Consider the following 20,300-nt stretch of genomic DNA (forward strand, 5'->3'; position numbering starts at 1 on the left):
TCGTGCTTGTTGATTGCATATGAAGCCGATCCAGAACCAGCCTGCTTGCTTTCGTACCATGCAATAAAGTCGTTGATCTCTTTCATGCTCAGATCGAATTCCTTCTCTAAGCCAGTTGTCATGGTGACTACCAGAATAGCACGATCTCCCACCGGGTTATTGGGTTGAGAGGTTCCTGGATCTCCCGGTTGGCTTGGAGAGGTTCCATTATCGCCAGGCGCATATTTCTCAAAGTCTGAAAAGTATACGGATTTATTAGATCCGCCTGCTACATATATTGTATTATTCAAGCTCACTGCCGATAAAAGCCCCCTTGCAGTTAGTATGCTAGGTACTTTAGACCATGTATCTGTCCTGGGGTTATATTTTTCAACTTCATCTGTTGCTGGCCCGCTTACCTTTTCAGTAGCGGTATTACCTCCAATAACATATATTTCATTGTTTAACACTGCAGCTGTCAGCCCCATACGTTTGGTGGACATCGGTGACTTTGTTGTCCAAGTATTGGCTTGAGGATCATATTCTTCTATAGAAGAAAGCAAGCCTTTTGATTCATCGTAACCACCTATTGCATATACCTTTCCATTAACTAAAGCAGATGTGATATATCTACGAGGAGTGGATAAGCTAGCTTTTGTAGTCCAGCTATCGGTAATTGGATCATACTCGTAAACATCTGCGGATGCATTGTTATAAATATTGAATCCACCTATTACAAGAAGCTTTCCATTTACAAATTGAGAGGCGTGACCAGCTACAACCTTGGGAAGTGATTTACCCTTCTTCCACTCATTTGTTAGGGGGTCGTAGATATCCAGTTTGTCATTAATAGGCTCTCCTCCTGTAATAAATATTTTCCCATCATATACAGCAGCGCTTACCGTTCCTCTTGGTGTTGGGAGTTTTCCTTTTTGCGTCCATGTTTTAGTTTCAGGATCATAAACATCAATTGTGTCATAAAATTTATTTGGATCATGTCCCCCAATTGAATATATCTTTCCATTAACGGTTACAAGGCTTACCCTGTCGATCTTTTTTGTTAAATTTGTGTCGCTTGTCCAAACATTTTGATCAGCGAATATTTGTGTTCCTGTCGAGAAAAAAGCCATGCAAATAATAAAAAATATAAAGATTCTTTTCAAAACAATTTCTCCCCTTTGTGCTTTTGTAGGCATAAGATTACTTGAATCCATCTAAAGAGTCTAAACATAAACTTGCTGATCTATAAAAATAATCTATATATTTGCATATTTATTTTTTATTGGGTAGGAAAAAGGACTCCTTTCTGGCTACATACCAGTGGAGTCCTTCTTTACATCTACTCTAAATTCAAACTGATTCCGCATGAAAAAGGTTCCGTTAATCTTAACCGACTCCGGTGTAATATTCTCCACTGCTCCACCGTAATCCACAATATCTATCAAACCCTCGTCCAACGGCTGAACCACATATACTCTTGCCTGGCTTAATGCAGCCGCAAACAGTTCTATATCCGACTTTAACACTTTATATGTATGGTTAATGTTGATCACCTCATGATAGATATTCAGTGAATTGTGTGATAGTTCCTTCAAAACAAAAAAACGCCAACTAGTGGTTAGCGAGTTTTTTGTTTTGATGTATGCCAATTAACAAATTAATTATATAAGGACTTAGCTAATGAATCGACTGCATCATAACCGTTTGCAAATGGTTTAATTAGTTTATACATCTCATTTGTAATGTTTATGTTGGAAATCTCACCATCTGTCGCAAAATCATTTATCTCTTTTCCATTTACAGTCTCTGTTCCTTCTATATTATATGAGTAACCATGGTAATCACCTTCATTTACATAATTCGAAATAATAACATTATAAGTTTTAGCTCTTTCATTTCCTTTCTGATCTTTTGTTGTATACACAAGTGTTTTAATACTCGCCAGATCTATACCCTGTCTGAATGTTTCGTCAGAGTCAATAGCTCTGTCCGTACTTATGGATAAGCTTTTATTGGTATTTGTGTATCCGTATGATGTCATATTTAACCCATACTGTTCTCTACTATATCCTTTAACTAAATCATTATTTCTAAATGTCCCCTTTTCAACTCTACTCGTACTTTCATTTCTTCTATAACTATCTTTAAAAGTCAAAACTCCCTCACCATTTTGTTTATCGTTTTTCCATTGGCCATTATATGTGGTTACTTCTTCTATATAACTTGCACCATAGCTATCATAATCACTTTCTGAAGGTAATAAGTTTTTATTTATGTATTTACCTTGGCCTGACCTCTTTCCATTAACCCAATCGCCAGAGTAGCTTTTGTTCTTTCCCCAATGCATTGTCCCTTTTCCGTTAGGTTTTCCATTTTTTATTTCTCCATAATAATTTCCCCCTCCATATTTTATCGAAGTCTTGACTGTTGCTGCATTCACTGTGGATACACTAGAACAAATCATTGTAATAAAAATTACCACTAAAAAATTGATATAGACTTTCTTCCTCATTTCTGCCCATCTCCTTAAGCTTTCATGTTAGGTCTTTAGATCCATTTATCAATAGGTCTCGTTTAGTATATATTAGCAAACATCAAATCGGCAATTATAAAATGTGACTGTAATCGACATGGTAATCCATCTAAACATATGTATTCCTCCCCCTAAACGTAAAAAAACACCCAACCAGCGTGGCCAGTAGAGTATCACCTATACTTTATGGTCATTCTATAGAATAAATTTCGCTCCCTCTAAATATTTTAAAGTTTATCAATAAACTCTTGGGCTAAACGCTTTGAAGTAAATCTAGGACAGCCTACAATATTTATCATTAGCCCTAATACTCCAGATATGATTGCAATCACAACAGAAGCACCTAAATTCTCAAATAAATAGTCACCTATCATCCAGCCCGCTACACCACAAGCTAGACCAAATACAACAGTCATAATTAGACATGTTACAGGAACAAAAAGAAGAAGTAGGCACACGATAAAAACCCAAGCACCAACCCACCATTCTCCCTCTGGCCACCAAGTTCTATTAGCCCATCTACCAGCGACTACAGACACCATCAGGATTTCGCATAGAACAAATATTTCTGCTAAACCCGCAGTTTTGTAATCTCTAATACCCTCCGCTACTTCTCTTCTAATACTCAATACAATCACCCTTACGCATGTTAATATTATACATACAATATTGCTTTCACACACTTGAAAACACCCCACCAGCTTAGCCAGTAGGGTGTCACCGATGCTTTCGGATTGCACAACGGTGCTTCCGTATGTGTTGTTATCAGTATAATAGCTTTGGTTGATTCTGTAAATACGTTTATTGGTTAATGTTTTTTTCGATGTTTACACTTTTTTTCAATGCTACTATTCTAGCCTTTGAATAGCGATAAATCTTCTTAACTCATCTCTGCGATTGATAAGATCAATCAGGAGACGATCTATCCCGGTTATTGGCTGGGTTCTTTTATCAATACCTTGAACTCTTAATTTTTTCAAATCCGTTCGCGACATTGTTTCCGCCCCATCCTCTTCACTCCAATAATTTAATTCGAGAATCTCTTTGGTTGGTAAATTGATAAGGCTGATTGCGATTGGCGAGTTACGTAGATCGCCTTCCCCACCTCTTCCAGGGGCTTTTAACAACACTTCGTGTGTCTGACTTGTATCAGAGTTCCAACCTTCTATCCAATTTTCATTAACGTTTGACTCATTAAAAATATGGACAGATGGGCTGAGTAATCTACCTTGAGGTAAAATCTTAACTCGTAATGAAGTAATCCGATTTTCATGGAACACCTCAATAAATTCTTCCTCACTAATTTCTCGATTTGTTGTAACATAGTTAAACTCAGAACCGTAAATGTGCTGAAACCCACCATTTATAATAGTTCCTAGGCGCGACATTGCTTGTTGTCTACTTAGGTTAGTAGCAGGATAATCCCTGTGTTGTACCAACAGTCGCTGCTCTTGCAGATCCAAAGCAAAATAGGTGTTAAGATAAGGCGCGACATCTGGCACAAAAACATTTTTGTTGTCGTCCACTGAGTTGATGTCTGGTGAATGTTCTTCACTTAAACATCCACCGATGATATTTCCTTGATAATCAACCTCGCTTGTTATGCAATATTCAAACCCTTGCTCTCCGGGTATTTTAGCTAATTCCCGAAGATACTGGAAGAGTTCATGACCTTTAGATACTAGGTCACCTGCATAAATGATCTGATACACTCTGAAGTCCATATGCATAAATAGGCCTATCTCCTTTCAATAGCAGATAGGCCTATACTATCATAACGTGCATCTTTTGTCACATTTTATCTTTTCTAGTAGATAACGGCATCTTCTGCGTCGATCCAGATGTCCAAGCCATTATCGGTTTCAACCCGGATATCTGTACCAGTATCTGTTTCCGATATCTCCAAAATTCTACCTACCGCTCCATAAATTTCAGGAATACTATTGGAAATTATCTCAATCTTATCATTTACTGCCATCCCTAAATCTCCTCCTATTCTGGATTTATAGGACTTATTCTCCATTGGCTTGTTCAACTCCTTCTTAATCTTGATATTTATTTATACTTAAACACAATTATTCCACTCTATAACAAATATATCCCCTGCTAGGTCTACTGGCAGGGGTATACTCCATCCGTTTATTCTACTGTTACTCCTGTTACATTCGCCTGTGGTGCTGGAGCCGTATCTTGCAGCGTTTCAGGTGCCACGCTTGCCACGGTATCAGCTCCAGTAGCTTGAGAAAGAATAGCCGTGACTTGTGCAGCTAAAGAAGAGACAGCCTCCTTAGCTGCGGCCTGTGCTGCCTCCTCGTTTGGCTGTGCTTCAGTAGCGAGTACCGCTTTTGTTCTGGCCTTATACTCCAAATATGCCTTCTCAATGGTTGCTTGAAGCTCTACAACTGACACTGTAATGCCTTGTTCGGCAAGTCGCAGTGTAGCATACTGCAAAGCCTCCTGAAGCTTTCGTTCACCGTCAGCCTGCTTGAAAGCTGTTTGAGCAAAGGCAAAACCCTCTCCTGCTATCTTGTGAATGACTTCCCTTTGTGCAGCCGTAGTACGCGCCTCAAGCCATGTGTTTGCTTTGACCTTGACTGTGTTCAGTCCAGCGAGAATAACAGTTGTGAGTACACCTACAACGGCCGTTGCAATGGTGCTTACATATGGTTGTACAGTTTCAATAATTGTTTGCATGATTACTTTTCCCCTTTCGTTTTCAGAACAGCAATTCTATTTTTAGAGTCCCATGAAACCTCGGCACCATAAGATTCCGCTATTGGGCGAAGTTGTACATAAGCGATACCTTCCACAAGCTGCACAGATTGCAATTTACGATTATTCAGAAATGCTACCTTTTTGGCATTGTCCCAACGTAAAGGGATGCCAAGAGCATCAGCCAGCACGCGCAACGGAACGTGAGTCTTTCCATCAAACAGCAGGGCTTTACCCACATTCTCTCCGTTAATCTGGAATGATCCATCCTTAATAGTCGAAGCCTGTTCTTTGGATACGGTAGGCTTCTCGCTGAACCGTGCCCGAAGCTCGCCCACCGTACCGTCAAATTCATTTAGATCAACAGAACCCGCTATGCCATTCACCTTACGTATACCGGACGGCAGCGTGCCACCAGCCGAACCATCGCTATACTGCCAAAAGTCCCAGCGTGACCATCCAGATGCGCCAGGCGGAACCTGTGTCGCACTGTACCGGGCAATCCACAACGGGTAATCGGACAGCCCGGAAAAATTGCCGATAAATGAAGGATACGTGTACACGATTGGTCGTACTCCAGTAAGCCGCTCAACCTCCTGTAAAAACGCCTTAGCTACGGCTGTAAGCGCCGCTTTGCTCAAGCCGGACTTGTTGGACTCATAATCCATCACTGGCGGCAAATCGAATACCTCGATCCCTCCTGCCGCTTGAATGGCTTTGAAAAAATTTGCCGCTTCCAGGTGTGCAGCCTCCGGTGATATAGCAGAATCGTCTACGTAATGGTACGCTCCGATCAGCAGACCAGCAGCCTTTGCGTCCTTAACAAATTGTAGAAACTTCGATGATCGAAATGACTTGCCTTGTGTAGCTTTTATAAAGACAAACGATATACCATCGGCGGCTACCTTTTTAAAATCAATATTGCCGTTGTGGTGAGATACATCTATCCCTTGGGCATTCCCCTTCTTACGTGATTGCAAAATAATCACTCCTCAATATTGTTTTATACAGCAGGCTTTTGATCATCGTCTTCTTTCTGTTCTTTAGCTGACAAATTAGGATTGATTGGTGCTTGTGACCGGGATTCGAAAATTTTGACCGCATTCCTGAGTACGTCTGGCATTGGCACTCCCATTCTGCCGACATTTTCAATAACCGAGAGCAGTTCATTCGCCAAATAAAAGAAAATGACCGCATCTCGGAAGTAATGCGCATCCCCCAAAATACGATCAATCAAGTGTGCTACTGTTACCAACAAGAAAATGGCCACCTTACGGGCAATTCCGTAATACCCTTTCCTACTCTTCAATTCTCCGTTAATCCAAGCTGCCGCCCAGCCGGTACAGAAGTCGAGAACGACTATCCACCATAATAGCGTCAACATCGTTGTCCACCCCCCAAAAAAATAACCGATCATGGCCCCTGCGGATAAGCTTTTAATTGCCTGATCGACTTTCTCATGCATAACCCTTCCCCCGTCTCTCTGTTCAGGAAACTTTTCCTGACCTATTCATAGTGTGTTTCTTGCACACTTTGTTCTTGTGACTCTATCTCGGCTATTGCATTTTCTACCGCTATATCCAAACCAATAAGTATTTCTTTCCGGCGTGCTGGCTGTGAAGCAATTACAGCAGAAATAACCTCAGTTAATTCTTCAACCGGTCTGGTTAAATCCAATTGAATATCCAATGTAGATTTTATCTTTGCCACGGGTTTCATCACCTCCCCAAACGAAAATAAGCCCCTGAGTTATCAGAGGCTTTCATACTTGTATTGTATTTGGTGTTTGTTGCTTAATCACTACGGATATTTAAGAGGAAAATTCGACAAAAGTGTCGAATATCAAGTTTTAACAAAAAGTGAGAGGTGTTTATCATTTTCAAAGAAATTTACTTTTACATATCTTCCGTCATGGGTATAATCGCATTCATTTTTACTGTATGGAGATTTTATCAAGACCACAGACCTTTAAAGATCACCTCCAATATTTCACCATTCAAATTTCCCATTACAATATTTGATGAGAACGATAATCCAATTAATGAAGAATCAGAAAACTGCTTTTCAATTGAGTTAACGCTGTACAATAAGTCTCTAAGAGCGACTACAATAAAAAGCATTTCACATAACTCTTCATTTGAGTTCCACGGTTATAGCAGCGCTGAACGGATCGATAATTTTCATGAAGTCGGAATTATAGTGACACCTGGTGCTATTATAGAATTCAAAAATTTAATTATTCCACTTGACCAAAAATCATTGAATGTCGAAATCCAGACAACACATGGTAAGATAAAGCGTAAAGTGAGAATTACAAATAATTAAGATCTTCTCTCATACGGTCTATTGTATGACCTAAAATATCGACCTCATCGTTGAATTCGACATGAGAATAAATCGACAGTGACAAGGATACTAGCAAAAGGAATCCAATAAAATGAAATTCTACGAGAGATAATATTGAAGTTGCAGAAGCCAATATTGCGATGATCATTCCAATATCTCTTTTCACTTTCTCCACCCCGTTCTTTTGAACAACTTTCGCACTTTCAAATACGCATACAGCAATCCGCTTCCAAAACCGAATGAGAATATCGTCATTACTGTGTAAAATGTAACCATACTCTGTTCTCCACCTTTATAAAAGAGTAAAAACCTCTCCTATGCTTGGAGAGGTTTTTCTATATCTCTATTTTATTTTACGTACAATGCCGTGACACTACGGATTTTATTTAAGTGAAGCTATAGCCTTATTTATTTCTTCTAATTAAGTCTTCAATCCTCTTCATCTTTGTTGTGAAGGGATTATTTCGTATGTTGCAGTATCATTCTTATCTGAATAAATGAATGTTAGATATAATGGCTCTTTAAGGTCGATCTTATCATCAATCATAAAACCAGCGCCCACATATTTAGTGTATTTAGGTTGGCCTTCTCCTGGAGAAAAAACTTTTACAGGAGGATCGTACAAGTGAGTCAAACTTCCGCCTATTGGTTGAATTGTTACATCACCTTGCCTTAATACCGCATGAAATTTCCTAGCTATAGCAGGGTCGTTCGTGCCAGCTTCTATAGAAAAGTATAAGAAATTATCAATGGTATTAGTAGCATTCCTTATATCTTCTACAGTAGGTGTAATCATCTTTTGAGAATCTTCATATGACCTTTTTATGATTTGGAATGTCGGTGTGTAGAAGTATACTAAAGGTGGATTTTTCTTCATCTCAATCAGTTGGTTGTCCGACACTTTAATCAAATGACGATATTCTTCATGAAACATGTCGCTATGATCACTCTGTGCGCCTTGAGTTATAGCCGATTGAATTTCCTCATCTGTGAAGTCGTAGTACCAATGATTTTTTGAACCTAGAACAGGTGCTTCGCCTTTCCCTGTGTCCTCAGATAGAGAAGCTGAAACGCATGCTGCTATAAAGATTCCGACAACAACCGTTAAAATAATCCACGCCCGTTTTATCTTTCTGTCCATGAACTACTTTGTGAGTGCAGCGTTGATTTCTGCTAATTCGGCTTTGTATTTCTCTATGTTTGCCTCAGCTTCTTGTATACCAATCTCTGTGTTTATCTTGGTTTCATTTCTGATTGCTAAAATATCATCAGACACGGTGGTATTCATATTCGATATCTTCTCAAGGTCAGAAACAGCTTTATCACGATCTTTTTCGGTATCGGATAAATATCTTTCAAGTTCCGCCTTTCGCCCATTCAGCTTTTCTTTAGGCCATCCTTCATATTTCCCCGTTGAAGCTGTATTTACAGATTTGGTATCGGTAGATCCATTAGTAATCTGAATTGTTTTCCCATCCACTTTTAAGTTCACTCCCAAAGAGTCGGAAACGGCGCGGAGAGGTACGTGTGCCTTCCCATCTACCACGATAGCATTTTCCGCTAACGAGTTTCCGTTGACTTTTACCGCGTACTCTCCTGCTACCTTCTCTCCGACCAAAGATTTGATTTGGTCAGCAAATGCGCTACCAGCCGTAGCAACAACTGCTCCGATCAAGACACCACTAAGTAAATAAGACCATTTTTTCATTAACTGTACCTCCTACATAGTATATATGTCCTAATATTACCATCAGTAGAAGGTGCAGTAAACATTATGTTGTCGAACTGCTAGAGGTTCCACCAGCAGGAATATTAACTGTAGCCACGGTTTTACCCCTACTGAATAATTTCAGATTTCTGGAACTCGGATCAAATGAAGCATTAGTGATTAAACCGTTAAACAGATCACCGCGAATCTCTGAAATATCATTCTGCAAATTACTGATAGTTTGTTTTAAAAGCGTGATTTTATCTATCCCTAGTCCGTTTACTACCGCATCAGCGAAATTAATTTCTCCTTTGAAATAGACCATATCATCCGTAGATTGAATATATACTCCCGCCATATTTCCTAAGTGAAAGCCTTCTGAATCGCCAAAAATTGCTCCTCTTGGTGAACCATTGTCCATAAACAGCAAAGCGCCTCCGTCTCCTGATTGCCCCAAGGAAATAGCTTCCCCGCCAGATGAGTTATAGGCTGTTAATCCGGTAGAGTTGATTTCAATCCTGCGGCCTTCCTTGGCTGTACGGAACAAGGCTCCTGTAATAATACCGCCTTCGATCTCATTACCGATTAATTTACTACCTCGTATTGTACTTGCATTCACAGTGCTTGCCCGTATATCTGAAGCATTCATTTCTGAGTTATCAATTTGGCCTGTAAGCTTGATTGACCTGGCAACTACATTACCCTGCATATCCACTCTAAAAGGAGCAATAGTATAGTCGTCGTTTCCGGCACTGATTCCGTTCGTATTTATTTTGGTAACATTATTACCACTACCAATTACTAAGGATACAAAGTTACCGAGTTGCCCGACGATCTGTTCCGCCACAACGCCGCGTGCTGTGATTGCTGTTCTTGCTGTTTTACCTCCGTCCGTTGTCAGAACAACACCGTTCGAAGTCATAATGACCTGGTTCAATGAGTTGGTTTGATCCTGCAAGACGATACCGCGCTGATCGTACTTGATTTCTGTTTTAGAATTATCAATGTCGATCACGGCCTGCTTTGCAAAGGATTCAAACACTTCCGTTCGGATCTTACCATTGGAAAACAGATTATTGATAATATTCTTGTTCCGCTCCAGGTCAGAAATGATATCTGCATAGTCCCGTAAGTTGACATTAGATATTGTAGGCTCACTGTGTTTGTCACGGCTATATGGATACTCAGTCAACTCGGTAATCCGGGCCTTGAGTTTGTTCATGTCCATCGCCGGATCAATACACATTACAGCATCCCCCAAATGCGGCTTCGGTTCTGAGTTGTCGATTTTAAACAGGTCTGCTGTTGATACGGTTACCTCCAGCGTTACATTCTCCTGTTCAGCAAGCGCCTTGCGCGTGGCCTTTAGCAAGTCCTCCGGTTCTTCTATATCCTGTTCAATAATCTCCCCATCGTAGAACGGTACCGACTCACTGGCCCAATATTGAGCGTATGGCGATATTAAGTAATTCACCGCCAGCTTTCCGTTTACAATCGTTCCCGGTACACCGGATAGCAAGCTCAGCTCCTCGTCGGTCAGCTTGGACGCATCCATGCCAATAAACGTCCGTCCATCCTTCATTTGAGCGAACATGCGCGTCACTAGAGACTCGCCTTTGTCTTTGAAGGAACTGGATACTATGTTCTTCTTGAGTCTGTATTGAAGCCCGCTATCAGTCCCAATCTTTTTTCTAAGGTTGATTACAAAGTTATCCGGCTCGACTTCACACTCGTACATCTGAATGATCTTATTGAGAGCTTCCAAGCACGTCCCGCGCCCGAAGTCCTTCACATCGTGTAGGTCAAACGTGTCATGTATGACGAATGTAAATCTTCCACCTGTAGCAGCTGTAATCAGGTCTGTGAGTTGGTTGATATGGATACCATAAGCTTCAGCGATATAAGAAGCATACGGAAACTTGTAGTCGTTGAGCTTGAACATAATGTGATTACAATAGATATTTGCAGTCAGCTTTCGCCCTTCGCGTGACCGGCTCCGCGACTGAATGACATAAAATTGACCACGCTCATCTCGAACGTGGCCTTTGATTGCTATCTTTTCTCTATAGTCTTCACTGGTCATCGGAACCATGAAGGTTAGCTCATAATCGCTATTTATGCGTCGCCGCCGCTGAATATCATAGCTGTCTACCAGCGTGCCAACGCGTCGCATGTTTTTATCAAATACTTGCATAGTTGGAGTAGCCATAAGTCACCTCAATATAAGAATTTATCCCGGTGTGTAATACGACACAGCACCGTCCTGCCTGTCTCCGGGTCTGTCCAGGTAAGATTGTTATTGCCGAGATTTAAGTCAAAGAAATCACCATTGTACAAATGAGAAACGTTTTGCCCATTGTGAGTGATCTTGAATTTACCTGAATCAATCACAATCACCTCTCCAGGTCGAAACACATCCGTGAATTCGATATAGTCCGTATGAAATTTGGATAGCTCCGCTGTTATGCGACCCTCGCCGGACATAGGTACAGCCTGCACCAAGATTTCGCGGATATATACTGCATCTGTCATACGTCCCTCGCCCGACATTGGTACAACTTCCAAGGCATACTCACGGACAAAATCAGCCTGCGCCTTACCTTCACCGGACAGATTAGCCGCTGCTGTCATATCTAAATTAAAGTCCAATATATATTCAGTGACCGTTCCCGGCTCTGTGACATTGAAGGCCATTAGGTTAAAAGCATTGTCACCGTCAGTTCCATCCGTCTCCAGCTTCCGCGAATACATCTGTCCGCTGCCAGATAAAGAAACAGAGAGGTCTATTACGTTCCCCTCTGCTCCGTCCCCGCTGTTAAAACCAAGACTATTAAATCCTCCACCGTTAAACATAACACCCTCCTAACTTGATAAGGAAAATTTTCCTTATGCAAAGTCCAAGCCAGTTATGGTCTTGTATTCCTCCGGTGTTATCTCGCCAAAACGGTTTGTCTCCGTCTTCACCGCACCCTTAAGTTGTTCTGCTGTCACCCAACGTTGTTTAAATGCAAGCTCCCAAAATCTCATTTGCTTTCATCCCCTTTCAGATTCATAAGCTCTAATTGGGTAACTGCCAGCTCCGCGCCCAAGCTGGTCATTAATTGGGTCTGCCGCATGGTTTGAAGCTTCAATCGCGCCAGTTCCTGACCCATCAGTTCTGCGGTTGTTGGTTGTGCAGAACTCTTTACTATCAGACCGCCGTCTGGCGCAGTTTCGATTTCTCGTTCCTCAATCACTGCACCCTCAGGCATCGGGTTCATTACTCGATCATCATATACAGCCTCTTTCGTGATATTGCCCTCTTCGTCGTATTCGGCGGGCGAAACCAAAACAGGCCGAATCTGTTCATCCCAGGGACCGATGTTAATGACTTCACTGTTTAAAACCACCACTTTTTTTATCATTAGACAGCCCTCCATCCTATGTTGCCTGCACCGGATTCTTTAACATACAACGTAGAACTAGGTCCGCCGTCCCATCTGCGGTACAGTGATCCCACAGGAGCAGTTATCGCTCCTTCGGGACTTCCATTGCCTGAAAAGTTATTTGCCTTCAAACTGCGTAAAGATGTCCATGAAGCATCAGCGTTTTGAAAATATATATCGTCGCCTTGGAACCTCAGGACAGCTTGATCCGTAGCATCTGTTCTACGTCGAATATCCGTGGCGGACGTGTCCCAATTTTGTCCATTAGCGAACCGCACTTGACGGATAAATAATCCCGTTTCATTAGATGAAGGAGCACCAAAATAGGCTATATCCTGCGTGCTTCCTGCAGTTTGACTTAGTTGCGACGGATGCCGTACTGAAAACGTTCCGTTGATTTGTCCTCCCGATTTTGGTAATGCGGCATCAGCGGTTGCCTTCGCAGTATTTGCAGTTGATTGCGCGTTTGCCGCTGCATTATTAGCCGTTTTCACCAAATCATACGCGGCCTTTACTGCACTCTCTGTGGCCGCTACAGTATCCCGTGTCCCGTCAACAGCCTTGGAGAGTTGGGTGACACCCTTTTTAGTTAAAGAAGCATCCTGTGTCTTCTCTGCCACCGTAGCGGACAAGGATGTTACCTTGCCGTCGATCTCAGTAATGTTTTCCTGCGCCGCTCGAAAGTCGGCAGCGGTGAAATTACGGGCAACCCGTGTACCAACAGGCCATGCCCTCGCTACGCCTTCAAAACCGCGTAAACAGCCTTTCAACACGTTATCTTCCACACTTGTATACGTAATCGTCTCTGCTGCATCTCCATTGCCCAAAACGGCAATACCTTCGCCTTGAAGCAGTACAGACGCATTAGCAACAGTAATTTCCGTTTGTTTGTCCGTAATCAATTCCGTCAACTCTGTTTTAGGAGAGTTGACGACTGGTGGATACATTTTTTCCACGCTTCACACCTACCCTTCGTCTACTTTTATTTGCCCGGCCAGAAACCGAAGCGTGTCATTCGTCTGGACCGTGCGCGGTGTTTTGACTGCCCCGTGATATACAAGATTGCCCCCGGTTGCCGCTGTGCGGATGCCGATATGAGTTACCAGCCCCCAATCTGCTGAGGCAATCGGGAAAGATACGTCTGCTGTGCTGGATGTAACCGCCCTACGGTCTGCGATAGCGGGTTCGGAAAAAGTCACAACTCGACGCGCATAGCCTCCGCCGCTCACCTCCTGCCCTGTGTCAGCATCCGTGGGACTACTGGTGTACAAGGCAATGTACAGCGTCTGCGGTGATGCAAAATTAATACCACGCAAAGCGGCGTTGATGCAGGCCGTTTTCCACCAGTTGCTTTTACTCAAAAGTATGTCTGCCAATATAAATACCTCCTATTCAATCTGATATTCGTTTGCAATACGGAAATTCCGTATGTCGTTATTACCGATGTTGGTCAGGACGATAACGGGACTTGCCCTTTCGTCGCCAACTGACGTAACTGAAACAGTCTGCGGCGACTGGGTGATGGTGACCTCTTTGATGTTTTCCTCAGATTCGGGAAACGGATGCTCACCCATTTTGATTGGTATGGTCAGCTCCCCATCCCAAAGTATCTTTTCTATATCCAATGTCCCCGCATAACGCCCGATGTATCTCCTTCCCGGCAGGTCGGAAAACGTGAATACGATATCCCCTTTTTTGGCATTAAAAAGAGCCGCCACTTGGGCGACTCTCCTATGGTAATCAAGGGTAGTATCATCCGCCATGACAACGCACTCCAGGTTAACCACCCGCGCCCCGTAGGTGCTGCCAAAATCCAGTTCTCCGTCGCGCTCAGCTATTTCAAGACTGTGATCCTTTGTCGGTGGCAATACCGGTATATTATGCGTTTTAAGCCCTAATCCAATGGATTTAAAGGATTTCCCGTCCGCCGTAGCGTCGATCATTAAGACTTCCCCCCCCTCGCTTGCAACCTCCGCACCAGGTTATCTCGTTCAGTCCAAAACACCTTTGCTGCGGATTCGTCTTCAATATAAGTATCTCCTGAAGTTACTGTGTAGTAATTGTTGTTATACTGCGGATTTGTCCCATCCCCCGAAGCCATAGAGAAACTCGGCATAGAGAAATCAAGCCTTGGCATTTTGAAACTTATGAGGTTAAACAGGTTACTTTGCTGTTGATCGTTCAGATACATTTCACCAGCCTTTGCAATTACCGGAACCTCTGCACCTCGATCCCCCTGAACGATCCCGCCAGAATGGAATTTTTGAAGCTTGCCTGTATCCTTCTTAATGCCATACTTATTCCGCAGAGCAGCATTTTCTTCGTGCAGCTTGCCCTTCTCAGCAGTGCCTGCCGAGTACCATTTATCAATATTGGAATTATATCGCGCCAAGTCACTGTCTTTTTCAGAGATTGAGGAACCTGTATCCAAAGAAGCAGACAACGAGGTTGCATTAATTTCAGCCATTTTCATCTGATAGTCAGCAATAAACTGATCCAACTGACGCAAAATCTCCGCGTTCTTTTCAGTTTCTTTTGAGATTTGAGTATTTTTTAAATCTTCTGCTTTGGATTCAACTCCGTCTGAATACTCATCGTATTTTTCAGCAAGCTGATCATGATGCTGTTTGGCAGCTTCAATCTGGTCATTGTAATCTTTTTCTCGCTCAGTTTTCTCATCTTGAAGCTTTTTCTTTTGATCCTCCAAGCCGCGCTTTGCCAGCGTCCGGTTATGTTCCCGTTGCATATCCTCAATGTCTTTCTCGGTTTGTTTGCGCTCAGCGATACCCTCAGGTCCAACAGCGGATTGAAGCAAGGCAAGACGAGCTTGTTTCTCAGCCATAGCACGATCATAGTCCTCATCCTCGTTGGCTGTTTGCATTTTAGCAAGCAAGTCATCTATAGCCTTAATCTTAGCGTCCTGAGCTTCAATAAAAGCATCTCGCTCGGCCTCAATCCGCTTCACTTCATCATCCCTGCTCTTTTCAAGTGCCTCCTTCTCCTTTTTAGCAGCTTCAGCAGCAACCTTCTTCTGATCTTCAAGAAGCTGCTTTTTAAGATCGTGAACTTGTACATCAATTTCCATCCGCTGTTCTGATCCTTCTTTATAAAGAGCCTGCATTTTTGTCCATAAATTGAGTTGATCGGAAACAGATACAGCTTCCATACTCTTTTGGTAATTGATTCGTTTTTGGAAGTCGGACAGAAACTCATCTTCCAGAGCTTTACGTTTCTCGTAAATCTTCTGCTGCAACTCAAAACTCTGTTCGGCGGTACGATCCTTTGCCTTACTAATACGCATATAAGCGTCATATTCCATTTTGAGGATAGCAATTTGGGTTTGCCCTGCCATCTCCATTTTGGAAGTCTCTTTATCAATCCACTTCTCACTGTTTTGATAGCGAAGCTCATTGTATTTGACGGTTAAATCATAGATTTGTTTAGCAATCTCTCTACGATTAGCAGGAAGTAGATAATTTTTATTTTGCTCCTTTTTGTAAAAGTCCAGGCTGGTTTTAACCATTTCAATTTCCTGTTTATTGGCCTGCCGCATACGTTCGGTTCTTCGCTCTAACTTCTCAACATCTTCCTGGTACCTGGAGTCATTCAACTTCTGGACATCTCGACTCCATTGCTTCATTGCGTCCTTGTCTTCGGTAAGATATTGCTTATGCCGCTGTCCCAAACGTTTATAGCCGGCTACCTGTTGGTCTATAGACCATTCCTGACGTTCGGCAATATATTTCATATTGTCGAGTTGATCATCATAGCTGTCCTTCCGCGCGGTTGCCGCTTCTTTAGCTGCTTTTTCAGCAGCCTTTTCAGCATCGTTCTTTCCCTTCTTGCCTTTCTTCTCCTTTTTCGATCCTGAGTCACTGATACCAAATTTCGGGTCTTTATAAAGAGCACTCAATGCCTTTATTTTATTATCATAGCTTTGCATTTCTTTTTCGTATTCACTATAAATAGAATCGGCAGCCTTTTCTTTTGCAGCTTGTTCAATCCCGGCCTGTTGCCATTCTTTACGGAAATATTTCAAATCGTCAGTGCTTTGCAACGAAGCTCCGCTTATTGTTTTGGTACCATTAAGTTTTGCCTTCAGATCAGCAAGGCTTTTGATTGCTTGTGCCTCAATACCATAAGCCTTCAACCTTTGCTCAACTGCTAATTTAGAGTTCAATGTGGAGGCTTTTTCCGATTTAAGATCATCGATTGCTTTTTGGATTTTCGCCTTGCGAAGTACCTCTATAGCATCTTTCTCAAACTTCCATCCGTCTGACGTTTTATAAATTTCTGTTGCTAATTGAGGATATTTTAATATTAGGTCTGTGGCAGCAGCAGCATTCATCGACTGCCCTTTTGTAAGATCGCTTAGAATGTTGTTCATTTCTGACACAGCAGTGCCATTACCTTGGATCTGCTCTCTCAAGTCGGCAAAAGCTTCCTCCTGAGCTTTTGCGCTTTCGGCTGCTGTCCCTGCTTTTCCGGCAAACTGGTCAGTTTCCACAGCCGCTTGACCTAGAGAAACGCCCACTTCCGTTATAGACAATGTAAGCTTATTGTTTTCTTGTTCTAACGATTTGATTTTTTCTTCTAATTTTGCAGCATCTTCCTTGAATTCACCTGTCCCTAAAAAATCCCCGATGGGATTAGCAATGATCTTTTTTACTCGTTCCAGTTCTTTAGTAGCTTCTGTAATCTCATTTATCTTCTGTTTTTGTTGGTCCAATAATTGTGATTGCTGATCTTTCAGTACATTTTTTCGTGCTTCATTCTGCATATCAATGAGGTCATTTAAAGCATTTACTTGAATCTGTACAGCTTCATCTGTATAACCCGCGGATTCAAGCTGTTTCGCCCCTTCTTTCCCTAAAGTAATGACTAAAGCTTTAGAAACTTCTTCAAGCTGCTTCTTTACTTGGGTTTCCTTTTCTGCCGATCCTGTGCTGAGCTTTAGCGACTGCTCGAGAGATCGATGCGCATTTGCAAGTTTAGGTAACAGTTCAATCTGTCTTTGGTACTGACTTACCATTTGCTGTGATGCCGAGTCTTCATCTTTTAAACTCTGAACTCTATCACGAGCAGCCTTTTCTTCTTTGCCGCTATTCATTGCAACTAAAGCAATTGCACCAACAAGTAAGCTCAATCCCGCCGTTGCTGCTGCTGTTGTCACAGTAGCTGTGGCTTGAGCGACAGACAATGACTTTGTAGCAACTGTAGCTCCCTCGGTTGCTACCGTTAAAGCTCCTTGCGCTACTGTAGCCCCTTCGGTAGCTGCAACTCGTTGTACAGTTGAAAGAGTGGCCCCTTGAGAAGAAACGATATTAACGTTATTAGCTACCGTATTAGCGCCAATAGCAGCGGTTTCCGCCGCCTTCGCTGTGGTTAACACTTTCACAGCAGCAATTACATTCATGATCGGGCCGCTCAGAGCTTTATAGGCAAGTAGTAGACCGCCGATTGCTGCCGTACCCTCAAACACGCCGGAAGGAACTTTTGTAAGCCCAATAAGTAGTTGGTCAATTGCATCCAAAACATCCTTGATTGTTCTTCTCAATCCATCGTCGCCTGCATTATTAAATATCTCAAGCAAAGAAGCTTTAGTCTGAGCTGCTTTACGCTGAATGGTATCCATTTGTACTTTGAGGTACTCCATTGTGGAGCCTGTAGATCCTATAGATGCTGCTGTACCCAACAGAATGTCTCCAGCATTTAAGGACGCTGCGAGTTTCGCGTATTGGTATACACCGCGTGAGATATCGGCATAAGACTTCGTGAGGTCATAATTCTTATCAATGACTTTCGTCGATAGGTCCAGCAAGATATCTTCTGCTTTTCTCCATTGTTCTGTGCCATTAACAACTTCCTTGGTCGCAACGCCCAAGCGTTCAATTTCTCCCACAGCTTTATCAGTCCGAATAGTACCCAAGACTGTTTTCCACATGTTACCCAAATTTTCGCCTGAAAGAGCGGTGTTTCGAACGCCCGCTGAAATCAACCCGTTCATAAAGTCAAACGAAACGCCAGTTTCTGCCGCTATTTTACCTGTGCGTTCAAACGCCGCGCCCAAGTCCCGCGCCGGGGCCATCGTATCATGGGCAACCTTTGACCAGGAATCCAGAACGCGGCCGCCAAGGACCATAGCGTCATTGCTGTCCTTGATCTGTACACCATATTGAGCAAAGGTAGACTCCATAGATTTAGTCGCATCTTCCAAGGATACAAGGTCAACCGTACTGAGCATTGTTGACTTACGTACCATCTCCTGAACAACGCCTGCATCCTTATACATCCGGCCCCACAGACGTGCTGATTCGGTAACGTCCATGATTTCAGAACCAAGATCATGAGCCGTCCGGATAAACTTGGTTGTCTCGTCGTGCAGCTTCTCGGTGTTCATCACCATTTCCTTAGTACCCTCGTTGTACTCAAGGAAGTAATGCTCATTCGTCTGCACGTAGCCTGCCATATTGGATTCGATACCGACTAATCCCTCTTTAAGTGCTTCCTGTGCTTTATGCATAGCTGCGTATGCTGTATTAAATACCAGGGCATGTGTAGCCATATCTCCAACGCGACTCATCCAATTAGGAGTTGTATTAAAAGTTTGTTTCATTTGAGTCTCGGTTTGGCTTAATGAGCGCCGAATCTTCTGCTCCTCCTGAAGCACCTTCTCCCGCACTTGTGCTTCTTTTTGCTCTCTAGCACGTAGAGCACTTAGCCAGAACTTCTCATAATCCTGTGCGTTTTTCTTCGCCTGCTGCGCTTCCTTATCAGCCATTTGTTGCAATTTCATTCGGATAGCCTGTTCTTGCATCAAGACACGTTCACGCGTCTTTTCGTCCGAACCAGCTCCTACAGATTTAGAAGCCTTCTGTCCTGTAGAGACTGCTTTATTTTGCAATGCCTCCAACCGCTTAAGGTGTTCCCGTTCCTGCTGCTCTATCGCATCTTCGCGTTTTTTGACAATGGCCTGCTGTGCTCTAAGCTTCTCGTCGGTTATCTTATTTGCCTGATCCAGTTGATTCTTCCGAGCAGTATTTAATTCTGCCTGTGCAGTGCGTTGCTTCACAAGAGCTTCGGATTCGGCAAGAATCTTCTTCCGTCTGTCCTCGGCTGAAAGAGCAAACTTGTCTGCGCTACTGGCGAGAGACTTAAAATTCTTTTCACTTGCACCCAATTCAGCATTCAGCACTTTGAACGATTCAGCGTTAGCTCTAGCCCCGCTGTCGATCACCTTAAAAGCAGGCAAAATCTTGGTCGTATCCAAGCTTATTCGTGCGCCTACTACGTCCTTATTTAAGTCTGCCACTATTTTCACCTCTCAATTGCTCAGGAAAAGTTTCCTGAACGTAATTATTTCTGTACATACAGAAAAAGAGGTCTCCGCTATCATGCAGGAGACCTCTACTTTATTTATGGAAGAATCCAAGATCAGACAATGACTTGACCTTCTTCGGTTTTTTGTTCTCGACTTTTCCGCCATGTAGGATAATTTCGAATTCACGATTCCTATTCTTGACCTTCATCAGCGCTCTGATCTTCGGAATAGTCATGTTAGGCCATTCAGAATCAGAAATACCATTACTCACACATA

General features: G+C 42.6%; 20 protein-coding genes. All 20 read right to left on the reverse strand.

What is annotated here, in order from left to right; genetic code table 11:
- The coding region (locus tag L696_RS0111370) for a Kelch repeat-containing protein (protein ID WP_025683730.1) at positions 1-1,142 on the reverse strand (1,142 nt) is incomplete at its 3' end.
- A 147-nt stretch (positions 1,143-1,289) separates the two neighbouring features.
- Entirely contained in the window at positions 1,290-1,523 is a 234-nt protein-coding gene (locus L696_RS0111375; protein WP_025683731.1) for a hypothetical protein, read from the reverse strand.
- Between the two features lie 113 nt (positions 1,524-1,636).
- Positions 1,637-2,491 (reverse strand): MORN repeat-containing protein, encoded by an 855-nt coding sequence (locus L696_RS0111380; protein ID WP_025683732.1) that lies wholly within the window; start codon positions 2,489-2,491, stop codon positions 1,637-1,639.
- A 248-nt stretch (positions 2,492-2,739) separates the two neighbouring features.
- A complete protein-coding gene (locus L696_RS0111385; RefSeq protein ID WP_155985372.1) occupies positions 2,740-3,141 on the reverse strand; it encodes a hypothetical protein in 402 nt (133 codons plus the stop codon).
- 219 nt (positions 3,142-3,360) lie between these two features.
- Positions 3,361-4,242 carry a hypothetical protein gene (locus L696_RS0111390; RefSeq protein ID WP_049827350.1) on the reverse strand — a complete coding sequence of 294 codons (882 nt, stop codon included), beginning with the start codon at positions 4,240-4,242 and terminating at the stop codon, positions 3,361-3,363.
- Between the two features lie 77 nt (positions 4,243-4,319).
- Entirely contained in the window at positions 4,320-4,490 is a 171-nt protein-coding gene (locus L696_RS30395) for a hypothetical protein (protein WP_155985373.1), read from the reverse strand.
- A 161-nt stretch (positions 4,491-4,651) separates the two neighbouring features.
- Positions 4,652-5,206 (reverse strand): phage holin, LLH family, encoded by a 555-nt coding sequence (locus L696_RS0111400; protein WP_025683735.1) that lies wholly within the window; start codon positions 5,204-5,206, stop codon positions 4,652-4,654.
- A 2-nt stretch (positions 5,207-5,208) separates the two neighbouring features.
- A complete protein-coding gene (locus L696_RS0111405) occupies positions 5,209-6,204 on the reverse strand; it encodes a GH25 family lysozyme (RefSeq protein ID WP_025683736.1) in 996 nt (331 codons plus the stop codon).
- Between the two features lie 23 nt (positions 6,205-6,227).
- Positions 6,228-6,689, reverse strand: coding sequence for a phage holin family protein (locus tag L696_RS0111410; RefSeq protein WP_025683737.1), 462 nt, complete (start codon positions 6,687-6,689; stop codon positions 6,228-6,230).
- A gap of 41 nt (positions 6,690-6,730) precedes the next feature.
- Positions 6,731-6,934, reverse strand: coding sequence for a hypothetical protein (locus tag L696_RS0111415; RefSeq protein WP_025683738.1), 204 nt, complete (start codon positions 6,932-6,934; stop codon positions 6,731-6,733).
- A gap of 1,075 nt (positions 6,935-8,009) precedes the next feature.
- The gene (locus L696_RS0111425) at positions 8,010-8,711 is read right to left on the reverse strand and encodes a hypothetical protein (RefSeq protein ID WP_025683740.1); all 702 of its coding nucleotides are present in this window, start codon (positions 8,709-8,711) and stop codon (positions 8,010-8,012) included.
- Positions 8,712-8,714: 3 nt separating this feature from the next.
- The gene (locus tag L696_RS0111430; protein WP_025683741.1) at positions 8,715-9,278 is read right to left on the reverse strand and encodes a stalk domain-containing protein; all 564 of its coding nucleotides are present in this window, start codon (positions 9,276-9,278) and stop codon (positions 8,715-8,717) included.
- A 64-nt stretch (positions 9,279-9,342) separates the two neighbouring features.
- Positions 9,343-11,487: a phage tail protein gene (locus tag L696_RS0111435; protein WP_025683742.1), complete on the reverse strand. Its 2,145-nt coding sequence runs from the start codon at positions 11,485-11,487 to the stop codon at positions 9,343-9,345.
- Positions 11,488-11,495: 8 nt separating this feature from the next.
- A complete protein-coding gene (locus tag L696_RS0111440) occupies positions 11,496-12,131 on the reverse strand; it encodes a phage distal tail protein (protein WP_025683743.1) in 636 nt (211 codons plus the stop codon).
- 33 nt (positions 12,132-12,164) lie between these two features.
- A complete protein-coding gene (locus L696_RS28565) occupies positions 12,165-12,305 on the reverse strand; it encodes an XkdX family protein (protein WP_049827352.1) in 141 nt (46 codons plus the stop codon).
- Entirely contained in the window at positions 12,302-12,682 is a 381-nt protein-coding gene (locus tag L696_RS0111450; RefSeq protein WP_025683744.1) for an XkdW family protein, read from the reverse strand. The genes L696_RS28565 and L696_RS0111450 overlap by 4 nt, the downstream gene beginning before the upstream one ends.
- On the reverse strand, positions 12,682-13,659 hold the full coding sequence (locus tag L696_RS31920; protein ID WP_025683745.1) for a phage tail protein: 978 nt from the start codon (positions 13,657-13,659) through the stop codon (positions 12,682-12,684). Before L696_RS31920 ends, L696_RS0111450 begins: the two co-directional genes overlap by 1 nt.
- Positions 13,660-13,668: 9 nt before the next feature.
- The gene (locus tag L696_RS0111460; protein WP_025683746.1) at positions 13,669-14,079 is read right to left on the reverse strand and encodes a phage tail fiber protein; all 411 of its coding nucleotides are present in this window, start codon (positions 14,077-14,079) and stop codon (positions 13,669-13,671) included.
- Positions 14,080-14,091: 12 nt separating this feature from the next.
- Complete coding sequence (locus L696_RS0111465; protein ID WP_025683747.1) at positions 14,092-14,646, reverse strand: phage tail domain-containing protein; 555 nt, start codon at positions 14,644-14,646, stop codon at positions 14,092-14,094.
- Positions 14,646-20,015 (reverse strand): phage tail tape measure protein, encoded by a 5,370-nt coding sequence (locus tag L696_RS0111470; RefSeq protein WP_025683748.1) that lies wholly within the window; start codon positions 20,013-20,015, stop codon positions 14,646-14,648. Before L696_RS0111470 ends, L696_RS0111465 begins: the two co-directional genes overlap by 1 nt.
- Between the last annotated feature and the right edge of the window lie 285 nt (positions 20,016-20,300).

Origin of the sequence: Paenibacillus maysiensis, assembly GCF_000520815.1 — a bacterium.
Taxonomy (GTDB): Bacteria; Bacillota; Bacilli; order Paenibacillales; family Paenibacillaceae; genus Paenibacillus; species Paenibacillus maysiensis.